This is a genomic window from Mesorhizobium sp. M0626 (assembly GCF_040320665.1).
In the GTDB taxonomy this organism is placed as follows: Bacteria; Pseudomonadota; Alphaproteobacteria; order Rhizobiales; family Rhizobiaceae; genus Mesorhizobium.
On record NZ_JAMYQD010000008.1, the window covers coordinates 134,708 to 151,402 of the forward strand.

The 16,695-nt window shown below is 64.7% G+C and carries 15 protein-coding genes; 6 read left to right on the top strand and 9 right to left on the bottom strand.

Features of this window, described 5'->3' with window-relative positions; all coding sequences use genetic code 11:
- Positions 1–42: 42 nt before the first annotated feature.
- The 8 genes from NKI37_RS11935 to NKI37_RS11970 form a co-directional block, all read right to left on the bottom strand.
- Positions 43–1,686 carry a dihydroxyacetone kinase subunit DhaK gene (locus NKI37_RS11935; RefSeq protein ID WP_352789006.1) on the bottom strand — a complete coding sequence of 548 codons (1,644 nt, stop codon included), beginning with the start codon at positions 1,684–1,686 and terminating at the stop codon, positions 43–45.
- 64 nt (positions 1,687–1,750) lie between these two features.
- On the bottom strand, positions 1,751–2,764 hold the full coding sequence (locus tag NKI37_RS11940) for an ABC transporter ATP-binding protein (RefSeq protein WP_023738110.1): 1,014 nt from the start codon (positions 2,762–2,764) through the stop codon (positions 1,751–1,753).
- Positions 2,757–3,869: an ABC transporter ATP-binding protein gene (locus NKI37_RS11945; RefSeq protein WP_352789004.1), complete on the bottom strand. Its 1,113-nt coding sequence runs from the start codon at positions 3,867–3,869 to the stop codon at positions 2,757–2,759. Before NKI37_RS11945 ends, NKI37_RS11940 begins: the two co-directional genes overlap by 8 nt.
- 2 nt (positions 3,870–3,871) lie before the next feature.
- The gene (locus NKI37_RS11950) at positions 3,872–4,075 is read right to left on the bottom strand and encodes a hypothetical protein (RefSeq protein ID WP_023668776.1); all 204 of its coding nucleotides are present in this window, start codon (positions 4,073–4,075) and stop codon (positions 3,872–3,874) included.
- 214 nt (positions 4,076–4,289) lie between these two features.
- Positions 4,290–5,240: a carbohydrate ABC transporter permease gene (locus tag NKI37_RS11955; protein WP_023711245.1), complete on the bottom strand. Its 951-nt coding sequence runs from the start codon at positions 5,238–5,240 to the stop codon at positions 4,290–4,292.
- Positions 5,237–6,184 (bottom strand): carbohydrate ABC transporter permease, encoded by a 948-nt coding sequence (locus NKI37_RS11960; protein WP_031198535.1) that lies wholly within the window; start codon positions 6,182–6,184, stop codon positions 5,237–5,239. Before NKI37_RS11960 ends, NKI37_RS11955 begins: the two co-directional genes overlap by 4 nt.
- 231 nt (positions 6,185–6,415) lie before the next feature.
- Positions 6,416–7,747, bottom strand: coding sequence for an ABC transporter substrate-binding protein (locus NKI37_RS11965; RefSeq protein ID WP_023684201.1), 1,332 nt, complete (start codon positions 7,745–7,747; stop codon positions 6,416–6,418).
- 254 nt (positions 7,748–8,001) lie between these two features.
- Positions 8,002–8,700 (bottom strand): PIG-L deacetylase family protein, encoded by a 699-nt coding sequence (locus NKI37_RS11970; RefSeq protein WP_023816342.1) that lies wholly within the window; start codon positions 8,698–8,700, stop codon positions 8,002–8,004.
- Between the two features lie 26 nt (positions 8,701–8,726).
- Here NKI37_RS11970 and NKI37_RS11975 point away from each other — a divergent pair, with 26 nt between their 5' ends.
- The 5 genes from NKI37_RS11975 (at position 8,727) to nhaA (ending at position 15,675) form a co-directional block, all read left to right on the top strand.
- Positions 8,727–9,617 carry a DMT family transporter gene (locus tag NKI37_RS11975; protein WP_023816341.1) on the top strand — a complete coding sequence of 297 codons (891 nt, stop codon included), beginning with the start codon at positions 8,727–8,729 and terminating at the stop codon, positions 9,615–9,617.
- Between the two features lie 40 nt (positions 9,618–9,657).
- The gene (gene hrpB, locus NKI37_RS11980; protein ID WP_352789001.1) at positions 9,658–12,120 is read left to right on the top strand and encodes an ATP-dependent helicase HrpB; all 2,463 of its coding nucleotides are present in this window, start codon (positions 9,658–9,660) and stop codon (positions 12,118–12,120) included.
- 32 nt (positions 12,121–12,152) lie between these two features.
- The gene (locus NKI37_RS11985; RefSeq protein ID WP_023692667.1) at positions 12,153–13,478 is read left to right on the top strand and encodes an ActS/PrrB/RegB family redox-sensitive histidine kinase; all 1,326 of its coding nucleotides are present in this window, start codon (positions 12,153–12,155) and stop codon (positions 13,476–13,478) included.
- Positions 13,479–13,564: 86 nt separating this feature from the next.
- Positions 13,565–14,128 carry an ActR/PrrA/RegA family redox response regulator transcription factor gene (locus NKI37_RS11990; RefSeq protein ID WP_023672848.1) on the top strand — a complete coding sequence of 188 codons (564 nt, stop codon included), beginning with the start codon at positions 13,565–13,567 and terminating at the stop codon, positions 14,126–14,128.
- A 359-nt stretch (positions 14,129–14,487) separates the two neighbouring features.
- A complete protein-coding gene (gene nhaA / locus NKI37_RS11995; RefSeq protein ID WP_031206328.1) occupies positions 14,488–15,675 on the top strand; it encodes a Na+/H+ antiporter NhaA in 1,188 nt (395 codons plus the stop codon).
- A 53-nt stretch (positions 15,676–15,728) separates the two neighbouring features.
- Here the strand turns inward: nhaA and NKI37_RS12000 are convergent, their stop codons facing one another.
- The gene (locus NKI37_RS12000) at positions 15,729–16,229 is read right to left on the bottom strand and encodes an MmcB family DNA repair protein (protein WP_050594163.1); all 501 of its coding nucleotides are present in this window, start codon (positions 16,227–16,229) and stop codon (positions 15,729–15,731) included.
- A gap of 59 nt (positions 16,230–16,288) precedes the next feature.
- On the opposite strand from NKI37_RS12000, the gene NKI37_RS12005 reads away from it, so the two are divergent.
- A complete protein-coding gene (locus tag NKI37_RS12005; protein WP_023738117.1) occupies positions 16,289–16,636 on the top strand; it encodes a hypothetical protein in 348 nt (115 codons plus the stop codon).
- Positions 16,637–16,695: the final 59 nt, after the last annotated feature.

The following is a 16,695-nucleotide window of genomic DNA, read 5'->3' on the forward strand; positions in this document are numbered from 1 at the left end:
GCAGTATCGCAAGAGTTTTCATTCGACAATCGAAGCATGCCGTCAGGCCGTTGCATGCAGCGCGGCGGCGGCCGCGAACACTTCGGCCACGGCATGGGCGCCAGGGTCGACTACGCCCTGCAATTTGGTGCCAACATAGGCGGAGCGTCCGGCCTTCGCCTTCTCCATGGCAGCGGTCGCCTCGGCGCCGTGCCGTGCCGCTGTAGCCGCGGCATCCAGCCCCTTGGCATCGAGCGCCTTCAGCGCCGGCTCCAAGGCATCGACCATGGTGCGGTCGCCGACCTTGGCGCCACCGTAAAAAGTCATGCGGTCAAGCCCGGCAAGCAGCGCCTTGGACAGGGTTGCTCCGCCGTTCGAAGCCTGAGCCGCCGCCGTGAAGAAGATCGACAGCAAGACGCCTGAGGAGCCGCCCATTGCGACGCCCAGACTATCGCCTATAGCCGCAAGCGTGGCGGCAGGGTCGGCCAGCGGCAGCGCATCGAGCCGTTCCAGCACGCTGCGCGCGCCGGTCGCAACCGTCGAACCGGTATCGCCATCGCCCGCCTTGGCGTCGAGCCCGTTCAGTGTCTCTTCGAGCGCGATCAGCCGTTCGCAGACCGTGACGATCAAACGCCTGGTGCCGGAATCCTGGCTGGCCCTTTGGGCTGCGCTGTTTCCAGCCGCTTTCGCCATAGGCACGATAGCCGGCGCGACGACGGTTTTGGCCGGCATCCAGGCATGTGGGCCGACAGGCGCCAGCAAGGCTGCCTCGCGCGCCGCATCGAGCTTGATCAGCGACAGCGAAAAACCGTTCATGTTGAGCGCCGTCATCAGCGGTCCTGGGCCGATCGCAAGCTTCACGGTCTTGGCCAGCGGCGAGGCCAGCACGGCATTGGCGACCAGCGACATTTCGAGCGGCGGCACCGAGCCGAGATTGTTGATGAGCAACGCGTGGCTGGCGTTCGGGTCGAGCCGCACCGCCAGCCGCTCCGCCATGATCGCCACAAGTCTGTCGGCGCTCTGCGCGGCGATGCGCTCGACGCCCGGCTCGCCATGGATGCCGAGGCCGAGTTCGCCGTCATTTTCGCCGAACCGCTCTTCATGTGGCTGGCCGGGGATCGAGCAGGACGACAGCGACATGCCGAGCGAGATGATGTCCTTCGCCGCCACGCGAGCGGCTGTAGCAACGGCTGCCAGGTCCTGACCGGTCTCCGACAAATGGCCGGCGATCTTATGTACGAACAAGGTGCCGGCGACGCCGCGCGGCTGGTTGATATCCGGCAGGGCGATGTCGTCGGCGACGATCGCCATCTCGACGCGAAACCCTTCGGCGCGCGCTTTCTCGGCCGCCAGGCCGAAATTGAGCCGGTCGCCGGTGTAGTTCTTGACGATCAGCAGGCAGCCGGCCGGGCCGGTCACCGCGCGGATGGCGGCCAGCACCGCCTCGACGCTGGGCGAGGCGAAGATCTCGCCCGAAACCGCCGCCGTCAGCATGCCCTTGCCGACAAAGCCGGCATGGGACGGTTCGTGTCCGGCGCCGCCACCGGAGACGACGGCAACTTTCGCCTTGTCCCAGTCGGCGCGCAGCACGACCTTGATCTCGGGGTAACCGTCGAGGCGCGCGAGATCGCCGGAACCGATGGTCCGCAACAGCCCGTCCAGCGCCTCGGTGACGATCGTTTCCCTGCGGTTGAAAAAGTGCTTCATCGAATTCGTCCTGTATTCGTCAATCAGAAGCCGGTGCCGTGCCCTTGGCGAGACACCGAAAACCTCACATCAGTCTTTGTCCGTCGGCGCCGAAATAAAGTGGCGAGCGGTAGCGGATCACCACTTTGTCGCCCTCGGCCAGATCCGTATCGGGGTCGGTGAGCGTCACCAGTTTCTTCGGGCCGACCGTAACATGCAGATGGTTCTGGTCCCCGAGATGTTCGACCCAGTCGACGACGCCGTCGGCATGGCCGTTTGCGGTCTTCTCGATCGACAGATGCTCGGTGCGCGCGCCGATGGTCTTGGTTCCGGTCGGCGCCCCACCATCAGGCAGCAGTCCCGCTGGCAGCAGATTGATCGCCGGCTGGCCGAGCCGTGCGGCGACATGAAGGTTTGCCGGCTCGGAATAGATGGTGCGCGGCGTGCCGATCTGCACCAGCACGCCATTGTTGAGGATGCCGATGCGGTCCGCCATGGTCATCGCCTCGATCTGGTCGTGCGTGACATAGAGCATGGTGGCGCCGAGCTCGGCTTGGATGCGTTTGAGTTCGAGCCTGAGATCGGCGCGCAATTTGGCGTCGAGCGACGACAGCGGCTCGTCCATCAAATAGATCGACGGCTTGCGCACCAGCGCGCGCCCAATGGCGACGCGCTGCATTTCGCCACCCGAAAGCTTGGTCGAGCGGTTGTTCAGCTTGTGGTGGATGCGCACCATCTTCGCCACCTCTTCGACGCGGCGGCGAATCTGGTCCTCCGGTACTTTCCGCGCTGGCGAACGCAGCGGGAAGGCGAGGTTGTCGTAGACCGACAGATGCGGGTAGAGCGAATATTGCTGGAACACGAAGGCGGTGTCGCGCTCGGCCGGCGACAGCGTCGTCGCATCGTGGCCGCCAATATGGATCGTGCCGCCATCCGGCCGCTCCAGTCCGGCGATCAATCTCAGCGTCGTCGTCTTGCCGGCGCCGGTCGGGCCGAGCAGCACGACGAATTCGCCATCGGCGATGTTAAGGTCGAGGCCATCGACGGCGACATGGTCGCCGAAGCTTTTGGTCACGCCCTTGATGTGCACGTCAGCCATGCTGCGCTCTCCCTTGAGAGGCGGTATCGTGGATCGCGGTGCGCACCGCCCGACCCGAGCCCTTGTCGAACAGCGACAGCCGCGCGCTGTTCAACGTCAGCCCGACATGATCGCCGGCAGCGAGCCGGATTTCGGCCGGCACCCGCGCCTTGATGATGCCGTCCGCCGTCTCCACCGCCACGATCTGCGTCGTGCCGAGATATTCGGTGCCGTAGATGGTGCCGCGCAGTTTCGACGCATCGTCGAAACGGATGTGCTCGGGACGGATGCCGAGCGCCATGTCGGCGGGCGCAATTTCCTCGCGCACTTCCGGCACCGCCACCTTGGCGCCCTGGACGACGATTTCCTCCGCCCCCTTCGCCAGCCCGCCACCGAAGCCCAGGAAATTCATCGGCGGCGAGCCGATGAAGTCGGCGACGAACATGGTTGCCGGGCGGTCGTAGATTTCGCGCGGGCTGCCGAACTGTTCGATGACGCCATGGTTCATGACGGCGATCTTGTCGGCCATCGACATCGCTTCCATCTGGTCGTGCGTGACATAGACGGTGGTGGCGTGGATGCGGTTGTGCAGCTCGCGCAGCTCATGCACCATCAGATCGCGGAATTCGGTGTCGAGCGTGCCGAGCGGCTCGTCCATCAGGAAGCATTTTGGCCGTCGCACGATGGCGCGACCGAGCGCCACGCGCTGGCGGTCACCGCCGGCAAGGCCCGAGACCGATTTGTTGAGCAGATGGTCGATGCGCAGGAGCTTCGCCGTTTCCTCGACACGGCTTCGAATCTCGGCCGAGGGCATGCCTTGCGCGAGAAGCGGGAAGCCGATGTTCTTGCGCACGTTCATATGCGGATAGAGCGCGAACAGCTGGAAGACGAAGGCGATGTCCCGCTCCCGCGCCCGGCGCATGGTGACATCCTCGCCGCCGAGCAGGATCTGGCCGCCGGTCGGCAGTTCGAGCCCGGCGATCATGCGCAGCGTCGTGGTCTTGCCGCAGCCTGACGGCCCAAGCATCACGAAGAACTCGCCATCCTCGACGACGAAGCTGGAATCCTGCACCGCGACGAAATCGCCGAAGGCCTTTCTCAAATGTTGGACGCGGATTTCGGCCATGATTATTCCGGGAACTTCGAGACGATGATGAACATCACCGTGCCGGCGAGCATGGTGATGAAGGAGTAGGTGTAGAGCGCCAGCGCGAAGGGCTGGAACAGCATCAGGAATCCAATGGCGATCAGCGTCGTGGCGATGTTTTCCATCAGGCCGCGCCGGGCCCAGCGAGGCCAGGATGACTTTTTGGAGATGGCTGGGCGCGTCATGCGCAGCTTCCTTCCTTCTGCCCGGCAACGGGGCGAAACGGTTGCCAGGTGGTTCCCCCACTCCGTCGCTGCTTCGCAGCGCCACCTCTCCCCCCTCCGGAGGGAGAGGAAGGGAGTCTGGTTGAATGAAGTTCGCGCCCTTCCTCTCCCCCGTCGATCGGGGGGGAGGTGTCGAGCGAAGCTCGACGGAGTGGGGGTCGACCTGGCACACCACTCATTTGCGAACCGCGCCGAAAGTGATGCCGCGCAGCAACTGCTTGCGTAGCAGGATGGTGAAGACCAGGATCGGCACCAGGAAGATGGTCGTGCCGGCCGCAACCGCCGGCCAGTCCTGGCCGCCTTCGCCGATGATGGTCGGGATGAAGGGCGGCGCGGTCTGCGCCGTGCCGGAGGTCAGCAGGGCCGCGAATGCATATTCGTTCCAGGCGAAGATCAGGCAGAAGATGGCGGTCGCGGCGATGCCGGTGGTCGCTTGCGGCAGCACGGTGCGCCAGAAGGCCTGCAGCCTGGTATAGCCGTCGATCATTGCCGCTTCTTCATACTCGCGCGGGATCTCGTCGATGAAGCCTTTCAGCAGCCACACCGCGAGCGACACGTTGACCGCGGTGTAGAGCAGGATCATGCCGAGCGCGGTGTCGGACAGGCCGAGCTCGCGGTACATCAGGTAGATGGGAATGGCGACCGCGATCGGTGGCATGAAGCGCGTCGACAGGATGAAGAACAGAAGGTCATCGGCCAGCGGCACCTTGAAGCGCGAGAAACCGTAGGCCGAAAGCGTGCCGAGGAATACGGCGCAGAAGGTGGAACCGAAGGCGATGATCAGTGAGTTGACGAAGCGCGGCAGGAAATTGGACGGGCCGGCAATCACCATGTTGCGCTTGCGCGAGGTCTCGTCGCAGAAACCGGTCGCGGGTCCGAGCGAGTTGATATACTCGGGCGTTTGCCTGGTGCGCGTCGTGAACAGGTTGCAATAGCCCTCGATGCTCGGCTGGAACAGAATCTTGGGCGGATAGGCGATCGAATCCGGCGGCGTCTTGAAGCTGGTGGCGAAGATCCACAGCAACGGCACGATCGAGATCAGCGCGTAGAGCACGATGATGGTGCCGGCGATCCGCTTCGAATTGGCCGAGGGGGCGACGACGGAGTGGGCGGTGGTCAGGCTCATCTCTGCTTCACCTTGTTCAGCGCCTTGACGTAGATGTTGGCCAGCCCGAACACCGCGACGAACAGGATGATGGCGAAGGCCGAGGAATATCCGGTGCGCCAGCTCTCGAAGGCCTGCCGCTTCAGCGTGATCGAGGCGACCTCGGTGGTCGAGCCCGGCCCGCCACCGGTCAGCAGGTTGACCATGTCGAACATCTTGAAGTTCTCGATGCCGCGAAACAGCACCGCCAGCATGATGAAGGGCAGCGCCATCGGCAGCGTGATCGACCAGAACTGCCGCCAGTTGGACGCGCGGTCGACCTCGGCGGCTTCATAGATGTATTCGGGGATGGAGCGCAGGCCGGCGAGACAGATCAGCATGACATAGGGCGTCCACATCCAGGTGTCGACGATGATGATCGACCACGGCGCCAGCGACACGTTGGACAGCATCTGGATGTCGGTCGGTGGTATCCGGGTGACGAACGAGATGGCGTAGGCGAACAGGCCGATCTGCGGCTCGTAGAGGAAACGCCAGAAATTGCCGACCACCGCCGGCGACAGCATCATCGGCACCAGGATGATGGTCGTCCAGAAGGCGTGGCCGCGAAACTTCCTGTCGATCAGCCATGCCAGCGTGAAACCGATCAGCGTCTGCAGCAGGATCGTCCAGAACACGAAATGCGCCGTCGTCTGCATGGCGATCCAGATGTCCTGGTCGCCGAGGATGCGCTGGTAATTGGCGAAGCCGAGGTTCTTCACCACCTCGTTCGGGCGGTTCGCCCGGAAGTTGGTGAAGGACAGGTAGATCGCCCAGAACAGCGGGAAGATGTTGATGGCCAAGAGCAACAGGATCGTCGGCGAGATGAACAGCCAGGCGAGGCCCTTGTCGCTGATCCCCCGGACCTTGCGGGCCAACGGCTCCGGGGTCGCCCGGGCAACGTTCTCCGCAGTCCGATTGAGCATGGTGAGTCCTGCTTCGGTCACGTCAAGTCTCGACACTGGAATTTATCTGAACTGCGTCCCGTGCCAAGGGCAGCACGGGACCAAGAGCATGATGCCGAGAAGTGTGAAGCGGTTTTCGGACGACATCATGCTCTCTCTCTCTTTTTAGCCCTGAGGCGGATGATTTCTGATCGATTCGGCCTGAAAATCATCCGCCTCTGGGGTCAGGCTCGGGAGGAGCCGTTGGTCCGGTTACATCTTGCCGTCGTCCTGGAACACTTGCGTCCAGTCCTTGACCAGGCCGTCAAGCGCGTCCTTGGCCGAACCCTGGCCGGCAACGACATAGTCGTGGAAGCGCTTCTGCGACGCCTGCAGCAGCGGTGCGTAGCTCGGCTCGGCCCAGAAGTCCTTCACGATCGCCATCGAGTCGAGGAAGGTCTGTGCATAGGGCTGGCTGGACGGGAAGGCCGGGTCCTTGACCACCGCGTTCAGGCAGGAATAGCCGCCGAGCGACCACCATTTGGCCTGCACATCCTTGTTGGCGAACCACTTGATGTATTTCAGCGCCGATTCCTGCTTGTCTGAATAGGACACCACCGAAATGCCCTGGCCGCCAAGCTGCGCAAACTGGGCGCCACCGGGACCCTTCGGATTGACGAAGTAGCCGATCTTGTCGCCGCCGACATTCTCGTCCTTCTGCAGGCCGGGCCAGGTGAAGGCGAAGTTCATGTGCATGGCCACCTGACCGGATTTGAAAGCGTCGACGCCTTCGCCCATATAGCTGTTCGAGGCACCCGGAGGCGTGCAGCAATCGTAGAGCGACTTGTAGAACTCCAGGCCTTTGACCGCGTCTGGCGAATTGACGAAGCCTTCCATCTCGTAGGGCTTCTTGGGGTTTTCATACTGGAAGCCGTAGCTGTAGAGCACGTCCATGGCGCCCATGGTGATGCCTTCCGAGCCACGCTCGGTGTAGATCGAAGCGCCATAGACGGTCTTGCCGTCGATCTCGCGCTTCTGGAAGAACTCGGCGACCTGCTTCAGCTGGTCGAAGGTGGTCGGTGGGCCGAGGTCCCAACCATACTTTTCCTTGAATTCCTTCTGCAGTTCCGGCTTGGAGAACCAGTCCTTGCGGTAGGTCCAGCCGACGACGTCGCCCATGGCCGGCAGCGCCCAGTAGTTCGGCGTGTTCTTCGGCCATTCGGAATAGCCGACGACGGTTGCCGGCACGAAGTCGTCCATGCTGATCTTCTCCTTGTCGAAGAAGTCGTTCAGCTTGACGTAGTGGCCGTTCTCGGCCGAGCCGCCGATCCACTGGCTGTCGCCGATGATCAGGTCGCAAAGTTTGCCGTGCGAGTTGAGCTCGTTGAGGAAGCGGTCGGCATAGTTGGTCCACGGCACGAATTCGAATTTCATGCCGATGCCGGTTTCCTTGGTAAAATCCTTGGACAGTTCGACCAGCGCGTTTGCCGGATCCCAGGCGGCCCAGCAAAGCGTCAGGTCTTCAGCGTGCGCCGCGTTCGAGACGGCTGTCGACGCGGTAATCGCCGAGGCCAGCCCCAACGCCAGTTTCAAGCTCGATTTCATGCCTTCCTCCCATTTGCGAAACGCGCCCGGATGGCCGTTTCAAGAACCCCTCAACCCTCGCTCCTCCGAGGGGCTAAACACGGCGCGCTATGCGTCGCCAGGGCGGCGCGGTGCGCCGCAGATGTTTAGTAATTTGTTTAGTGATGCAATTTTTACTAAACAAGGCAAGCGAATTCGTCGCTGCGCCGCAACATGGCGAAACGGCGATTGAAATCGTTGGGAAATGATTGCCGGACGGCTCGCCCGGAAGTTGCTTAGCCGGGGTCGCCTATAATTTTCGTCTGCGGCGTCACCGGCCGAACAGGGGGCGCGGGCGGCAGCAGCGCGCGGATGTCGGCGAAGGGAAATGTCGGCTCGAATCGGAAGGCCTCGGCCAGGGAGCCGGGAACGCTGTTGCATTGCCCGGCGCGAAACTCATTCTGGACGCGCGCTCTGTCGACATATTGCTCCGGCCACTGCGACTGGTGCGCTCGGATCGCCTGCGTCTTGATATCGCCGTAGGCGGAAATGTCGACGTAATGCGTCGGCGCAAAGCCGGTGCCGCCCATCGTGTCGGCATGCAGCACGGGGACGCCGAACGAGGCCGCGATGCGCACGCTGTCCGATAAAGCACGATGGTCGGCGTGATAGTCGTTGGGGGCATGCGTGATCACCAGATCCGCCGCGGTCTCGCGTATCAGCGCTTTCAGCGAAGCGATCAGTGCCGCATCAGCCACCAGTTCGCCGTCGGGAAAGTCGAGAAAGCGAAGGGTTGCGCCGAGCAGCGCCGCAGCGGCCGCCGCCTCGTCGCGGCGGACACGAGCCAAAACGCTCGGGTCGCCCATGCCGCCCCTGGCGCCATCCGTGGCCACGGCAAAAGTCAGTTCTGCGCCTTGCGTGGCATAGGCAGCCAGCGTACCGAACATGAATATCTCGATGTCGTCGGGATGCGCGCCGAGCGCCAATACCTTCACTGCACTCTCCCCGGAAATGGAAAAACGTGACGAACGGAATCCTGCTCGCCCTCATCGCCTATGCAAGCTATTCGTGCAGCGATGCCGTTATCAAGAGCCTTGGCGGACAGTTCACCGTCTTCGAGATCGGCTTCTTCATCACGCTGTTTGCCGGCTGCTTCCTGTTTTTCAGCCGCCCAGTCGGTGAGCGCTGGCGCGACTTCTGGCGCACCGGGCGGCCATGGGCGGTGCAGGCCCGCGCCTGGGCCGGCATCGCCTCGGGCGTGCTCAGCGTCTACGCCTTCACCACCATTCCGCTGGCCGAGACCTATGCACTGATCTTCCTGGCGCCGCTTTGCGTTACCATTCTCTCGACCGTCATCCTGAAAGAAAAGGTCGGTCCATGGCGCTGGCTGGCGGTGGTTGCCGGCTTTGCAGGTGTCATGCTGGTGGTGCGGCCAGGTTTTCGCGAGTTGCATCTCGGACACCTTGCCGCCTTCACGGTGGCCTTCCTCGCCGCGGCCAGCGTCATCCTGATGCGGTCGCTCGCCCAGCAGGAAAAGCGCACCACCATGCTCGGCGTGCTCATCGGTTACGGGCTGCTGTTCAACGGGGCCGGCACCATCGCCACATCGTTCACCCTCCCCAACGCCATGCAGCTGCTGTGGCTGGTGCTGGGCGGCGCCTTTACCGCCGGCGGCCAATTGCTGCAGCTGCTGGCCGCCAAATACGCACCGGCCAACCGCATCGCGCCGACGCATTATTCGCAGATCGTCTGGGCGGTGATCCTTGGCGCGCTGTTCTTCCAGGAGTATCCGGACTGGATATCGCTGGTCGGCTTGGCCGTCGTCGGCGCGTCCGGCCTGCTCACCATGGTGCGCGAGGAGGTGCGGCTGGGCACGGTGCGCTGGAACCCGTTTTCACGCACAAGGCTTTGAGCCGTTGCACGGTTGTGGTGACCGCTGATATGCGGACGCAATGACGACGAGATCCTTGCCGGAGCTTCCGGTATCCGCCGTGCTGCCGGCCCTGAGCCAGGCGCTCGGCTCCGGCAACAGCGCCGTTCTGGTGGCGCCGCCCGGCGCCGGCAAGACGACGCTGGTGCCGCTGGCGCTGCTCGATGCGCCCTGGCTGGTCGCCGGCAAGATCGTCCTGCTCGAACCGCGCCGGCTCGCCGCCCGCGCCGCCGCCCGCCGCATGGCCGAATTGCTTGATGAAGAGCCTGGCGCCACCGTCGGCTATGCCATGCGCATGGAAAACCGCACATCGGCCCGGACAAAAATCCTGGTCGTCACCGAAGGCGTCCTGGCGCGCATGATCCTAGACGATCCCGAGCTGCCCGGCGTCTCGGCGGTGATTTTCGACGAATTCCACGAGCGCTCGCTCGACGGCGATTTCGGCCTGGCGCTGGCGCTCGACGTGCAGGGCGCGCTGCGGCCGGATTTGCGGCTGCTGGTGATGTCGGCAACGCTCGATGGCGCGCGCGTCGCGAAACTCCTGTCCGGCGCCCCGGTGATCGAAAGCCAAGGCCGTGCGTTCCCCGTAGATGTCAGATACGACGAGCGGCCAGCCGGCGTTCCCATCGAAGACGCCATGGCCAAGGCGATCCGCTCCGCTCTTGCCGGCGAGAGCGGCAGCGTGCTCGCCTTCCTGCCGGGACAGCGCGAGATCGAGCGCACGGCCGAGCGGCTGCAGGGCCGCCTCGGCGCCGACACCGACATCGTGCCGCTCTACGGCCAGCTCGACAACAGGGCGCAGGATGCAGCCATCAAACCGGCGCTGCCGGGCCGCCGCAAGGTGGTGCTGGCGACGTCGATCGCCGAGACCTCGATCACCATCGACGGCGTGCGCGTCGTCATCGATTCCGGCCTGTCGCGGCTGCCGCGCTACGAGCCGGCAAGCGGCCTGACCCGGCTGGAGACGGTGCGCGTTTCCAGGGCGTCCGCCGACCAGCGCGCCGGCCGCGCCGGGCGCACGCAGCCAGGCGTCACCATCCGCCTCTGGCGGGCCGAGCAGACGGCGGCCCTTCCCGCGTTCACCCCGCCCGAGATTCTGGAAGCCGACCTGTCCGGCCTGCTGCTCGATTGCGCCGCCTTCGGCGTCGCCGATCCGGCGAGCCTGTCCTTCCTCGACCCGCCGCCGGCCCCGGCGCTCAACGAGGCGAGGGCGCTGCTCATGGCGCTGCACGCCATCGACGCGGCCGGACGGCTGACGGAGCAGGGCGGCGCGATGCGCAACCTGGCGCTGCCGGTAAGGCTGGCGCACATGGTCGCCGAGGCGGCAGGCACCGGCCACGCGCTCGAGGCTGCGATGCTAGCCGTCCTGCTCACCGAGCGTGGTCTCGGCGGCGACGGCGCCGACCTCGAACGGCGCTTGATGCGCTTCCGCACCGAAAAGTCACCGCGCGCCGTTGCGGCAAGGCAGCTGGCCGAGCGGCTGGCGAAGCAGGCGGGCGGCGCCAAGAGCAGCGAAGCCGCTTCTGCCGGTCTTTTGCTCATCCACGCCTGGCCGGACCGCGTCGCCAGGGCGCGCGGCGAGCGTGGCCGTTTCGTGCTCGCCAACGGCTCCGGTGCAACGGTCGACGCCGCCGATCCGCTGGCCGGCGAGACCTGGCTGGTCGTCGCCGATCTGCAAGGCAAGGCGCAAAATGCCCGCATCACGGCGGCGGCAGCCGTCGACGAGGCCGACATCCGCGCCGCACTCTCCGACAGCATCGAGACGCGCCGCGAGACAAGCTTCGACCGCGAGCGGCGCGCGGCGCGCGTGCGCGAGACCGCCAGGCTCGGCGCCATCACTTTGTCGGAGCGCATGCTGCCCGCACCAACTGGAACAGACGCCGACCGCGCCATAACAGATGCCTTGCGCGAGCACGGCCTGTCGCTGCTGGAATGGGGCAAGGACGGCGAGACGCTGCGCCAACGGCTCGGCTGGCTGCATCGCGGCCTCGGCGCGCCTTGGCCCGATGTTTCGGAACCCGCCCTGCTCGAAGGCCTCGACGACTGGCTGCTGCCGTTCCTTTCGGGCAAGGCATCCTTCGCCGCGATCGATCCCGGCGTGCTGTCGTCAGGCCTGATGGCGCTGGTGCCGCACGAATTGCAACGCAAGGTCGGCACACTGGCGCCGACCCATTTCGACGCGCCCTCCGGCAGCCATGTGCCGATCCGCTATGACGGCGAATGGCCGGTGCTGGCCATCCGCGTGCAGGAACTGTTCGGCCTTGACCGCCATCCGGCAATCGCCAACGGCACCGTGCCGCTGACGCTCGAGCTGTTGTCGCCGGCGCACCGGCCGATCCAGACGACGCGCGACCTGCCCGGCTTCTGGCGCGGCTCCTGGGCCGATGTGCGCACCGACATGCGCGGCCGCTATCCCCGCCATGTCTGGCCGGAAAATCCGCTGCTCGCTGCGGCCACCGCCCGCGCCAAACCGCGAGGGACCTAGCGCTCGTCCTTTCCCGGCTATAATCCTTGGCCATGATCAACATCGTGCACGCGCCAGACTTCCAGCAAAGCCAGCGGCTGCGCCTCAACACGCTGATCCGGCTGCGCTGGCTGGCCATCGTCGGCCAGAGCCTGGCGGTGCTGGTCGTCGCCTATGGGCTCAAATTCCCGCTGCCGGTCAGCCTCTGCTTCGCGCTGGTCGCCTGCTCGGCCTGGCTTAACCTGGTGCTGACCTTCCGCTATCCGGCAGCGCACCGGCTGACCCCGTTCTCAGCCTTTTTCATCCTGACCTTCGACAGCCTGCAGCTTGCCGGCCTGCTCTTTTTGACTGGCGGCCTCACCAACCCGTTCTCGGTGCTGATGACCGTGCCCGTCGTCATCTCGGCGGCGTCGCTGCCGCTGCGGCTGACTGCGGTGCTCGGCGCGCTGGTCATGGCGGCGGCCACGTTGCTGGTCTTCTTCCACCAGCCGCTGCCATGGTACGAGGGCGCGCCGCTGCCCATGCCATTCATCTATGTCGCCGGCATATGGATGGCGGTGTTTTCCTCGATCGCCTTCACTGCCATCTATGCCTTCCGCGTTGCCGAGGAAGCCCGCCTGCTCGCCAATGCGCTTGCCGCCACCGAACTGGTGTTGCAGCGCGAGCAGCATCTGTCGGCTCTGGATGGGCTTGCCGCCGCCGCCGCGCACGAACTCGGCACGCCGCTCGCCACCATCGCCCTTGTCTCCAAGGAGATGGAAAAGGCACTTGGCGACGACCCAAAATACGGTGAGGACGTCAAACTTCTGCGGTCGCAGAGCGAGCGCTGCCGCGAGATCCTGAAGCGGCTGACCAGCCTGTCCTCCGAGGGTGAGGCGCATCTGTCGCGTCTGCCGCTGACTTCGCTGGTCGAGGAGGTGACGGCGCCGCACCGCGATTTCGGCATCTCGATCAAGCTTCGGCCGGGCGAGCGCGTCGGCCCCGAACCGGTAGGACGGCGCAACCCCGGCGTCATCTACGGCCTCGGCAATCTCGTCGAGAACGCGGTCGACTTCGCCCGCAACAGTGTAACGGTGCGATGGAGTTGGGACGAACTCGACGTCACCTTCTCGATCATCGACGACGGGCCGGGCTTTCCCCCCGAAATCATCGACCGCATCGGCGAGCCCTATATGTCGACGCGCCAGGGCAACGAAGCCGGCGGTGGCCTGGGCCTCGGGCTGTTCATCGCCAAGACCTTGCTCGAACGCTCCGGCGCCACGCTCGATTTCCGCAATTCGAGCGGGCTGGGCGAGGGCGCCATCGTGCAGATATCGTGGCCCCGCACCGTCTTCCTTAACCCGGAATCGGTGGGGATCTCGATGTTCGACACCGCGTAAAAGCCTTGGCGGAGGCGGCAAAATTGGACAATGGCGTTCAGGAACTATATCTGCGTAAAATTAAGGCAGCAGGATTTTTTAAGATAATGACTGGCGAAGAAGCAATTGGCGCAATGGTCGAAGGCGAGGACACCTCGCTGCTCATCGTCGACGACGACAAGCCGTTCCTGACGCGGCTGGCCCGCGCCATGGAAACCAGGGGTTTCGTGGTCGAGACGGCCGAGAGCGTCGAGGAGGCGGTGGCCAAGGCGCGCGCCCATCCGCCGGCCTATGCGGTGGTCGACATGCGGCTCGGCGACGGCAACGGCCTCGACGTCGTCGCCGCCATCCGCGAGAAGCGCGACGATGCCCGCACCGTCATCCTCACCGGCTACGGCAACATCGCCACCGCGGTGACCGCGGTGAAGCTCGGCGCCATCGACTATCTGTCGAAGCCGGCTGACGCCGACGACGTGTTTGCAGCGCTCACCCGCACCGCCGGCGAACGCGCCGCCCCCCCGGAAAACCCGATGTCGGCTGACCGGGTGCGCTGGGAACACATCCAGCGCGTCTACGAAATGTGCGACCGCAACGTGTCGGAAACCGCGCGCCGGCTCAACATGCATCGCCGCACGCTGCAGCGGATACTCGCCAAGCGCGCACCACGCTGAGGTTCACGCGCCGGCGGCGCCGGCCGCCAATTGCCGACCTCAGCGCTGCCCCTCACCTGCCTGCCGGCGTCCTCTCCCCGTATAGAGACGGGGGAGAGGGGCGCTCTCATCGCCGGCTTCGCCAATCGCCGGCGTTGCAGGAGACGACGGCGAGGCTGAAGCTGCTGTCCAGCCGATAGATGGGTAACACTTTGAACCGGATACATAGGTGACACTTCTCTCCCCCTATGCGTCCGCCGCAGCGCCAAGCGGATTGGTTGGGGCGGCGCCAACGCTGGAAACAGTTGCGCTTGCCGTGCCATCGACCTTTGCCCATCATCGGCAATAACGCCGCCGGAAAAACCGGCAACGGAGCACAGATGCGCGACAAGCAGCCGAAATCCATCCTTCGCGAATTCCTCGACGGCGAGGCGGCGGGGGGCATCATCCTGATGATTGCGGCAGCCCTTGCGCTGATCGTCGCCAATTCACCATTGGCCGAAACCTATTTCGCCGCTCTCCACGCCTATCTCGGCCCGCTCAGCGTGTCGCACTGGATCAACGATGGGCTGATGGCGGTGTTCTTCCTGCTGGTCGGCCTCGAGATCAAGCGCGAGATGCTCGACGGCCAGCTCTCGACCTGGCCGCGCCGCGTGCTGCCAGGCGTCGCCGCCGCCGGCGGCATGCTGGTTCCCGCACTGGTCTATGTCGCCATCAACCGCAACAACGCCGCCGCGCTCTCCGGCTGGGCGATCCCGACCGCCACCGACATCGCCTTTGCGCTCGGCGTGCTGTCGCTGCTCGGCAGCCGCGTGCCGGCCTCGCTGAAAATCTTCCTTACCGCGCTCGCCATCATCGACGATCTCGGCGCCGTCATCATCATCGCCATCTTCTACACAAGCGCCCTGTCGTTGGCCTATCTCGGTGCGGCCTTCGCCGTCATCGCGGTGCTCATCGTGCTCAACCGCATGCGGGTGACGACGCTGACGCCCTATCTCGTTCTGGGCGCCGTGCTGTGGGTGCTGGTGCTGAAATCGGGCGTGCATGCCACGCTGGCCGGCGTCGCGCTGGCGCTCACCATTCCGCTGAAAATCTCTGACGGCAGCGGCCACGATCTCGACCATTCGCCGTTGCACCGGCTTGAACACGGCCTGCACAAGATCGTGCCCTTCTTCGTCATCCCGATCTTCGGCTTTGCCAATGCCGGCGTGTCGCTGGCCGGCCTCAGCGCCTCTGCCCTGGTCGAGCCGCTGACGCTCGGCGTTGCCGCTGGCCTGGTGCTGGGGAAGCTGGTCGGCGTCTTCGGCTCGTCCGCGCTTGCCATCCGGCTCGGCTTCGCCGACCTGCCGGTCAATGCCGGCTGGCTGCACATGATCGGCATTTCGCTGCTCTGCGGCATCGGCTTCACCATGAGCCTGTTCATCGGCCTGCTCGCCTTCGCCAACGACATGGCGCTGCAGGACGCCGTCAAGGTCGGCATCCTGGCGGGGTCCTTCGTTGCAGCGCTGCTGGGTGCCGCCGTGCTCCTGATGGCGCCGGCGGCAGGGGTGGAGGAGGTGGTGGAGTAGGTGTTCTTGGGTTCCTCGCCCCCGCAAAGCGGGGCGAGGAACTTGAGCTTCGTCTACTCGCTCTCTCCCGCCAGCGCCGGCACCGCCACACCCGCCAGCTCCGCCGCCAGCAGCCGCGCCGCACCCGCCCGTGCAATGCGCAGCATCAGCGCCTTGCGCGTTGCTGCGGCCATGCGGTGCTCGGGCGCATCGCGCAGAATCTCGGCGCCGTAGCCGTCGGACAGGATGAAGCCGCATTCCTCCGGAAAAATATCCGAGGGCACGCCGGGATGCGTGGCGAAGAAGAAGCGGTCGGAGTGCAGCCGGTAATCAGGCCATTTGCGGTCGACGCGAAAATCCTCGATCGAGGATTTGATCTCGATGATCCAGATGTCGCCCTGCCTGGTCAGCGCCACAAGGTCGGCGCGCCGCCCGGTGGCCAGCGACAGTTCGGGCAGCACATGCATGCCCATTTGCATCAACAGCCTCTGCACGCCGCGCCGCACCAGCATGGCGCGTTCGGACTGGCGGCCGTCGATGAGGGGATTGAGGGGAATCGGCGAAATGATCGGCATGGCACCCACCATGCCAGATTTTGTTCACGGTTTGAACCCTGTGTGACCATGGCGATCGTATGGTTGACAAACCCATAGGCGAATTTTCTCTCGCAATGATAAGAAGCACGGTCCTTGGCACGAGGGGAGACACCATGGGGTTTTTGGGATTCATCAACCGGCTTTTCCCCGCGACCGAAGAGTTGCGCCGGTACTCAGCGATCGCGGGTCCCTATTCATTCATGTTTCTGGTGAAGCGCATCTCAGCCGAAAACCGGAAATTCGTACGCTTCCGCCTCAGCCATATGGGAGCGGTCCAGGATAGTTACACATTCAGCGTCGAGGAGTTCGGTTCCCTCGTTGATGCCGTCCTGAAGACAAAGGCAGAGCTAGATGACCCACTGCTCACGAGCGCTACCCAGCCGTAGGGGAATGGCGGCAATTATACGGTTGACAGAACTGAGGCTACGACTTGATCCGAGCGCCT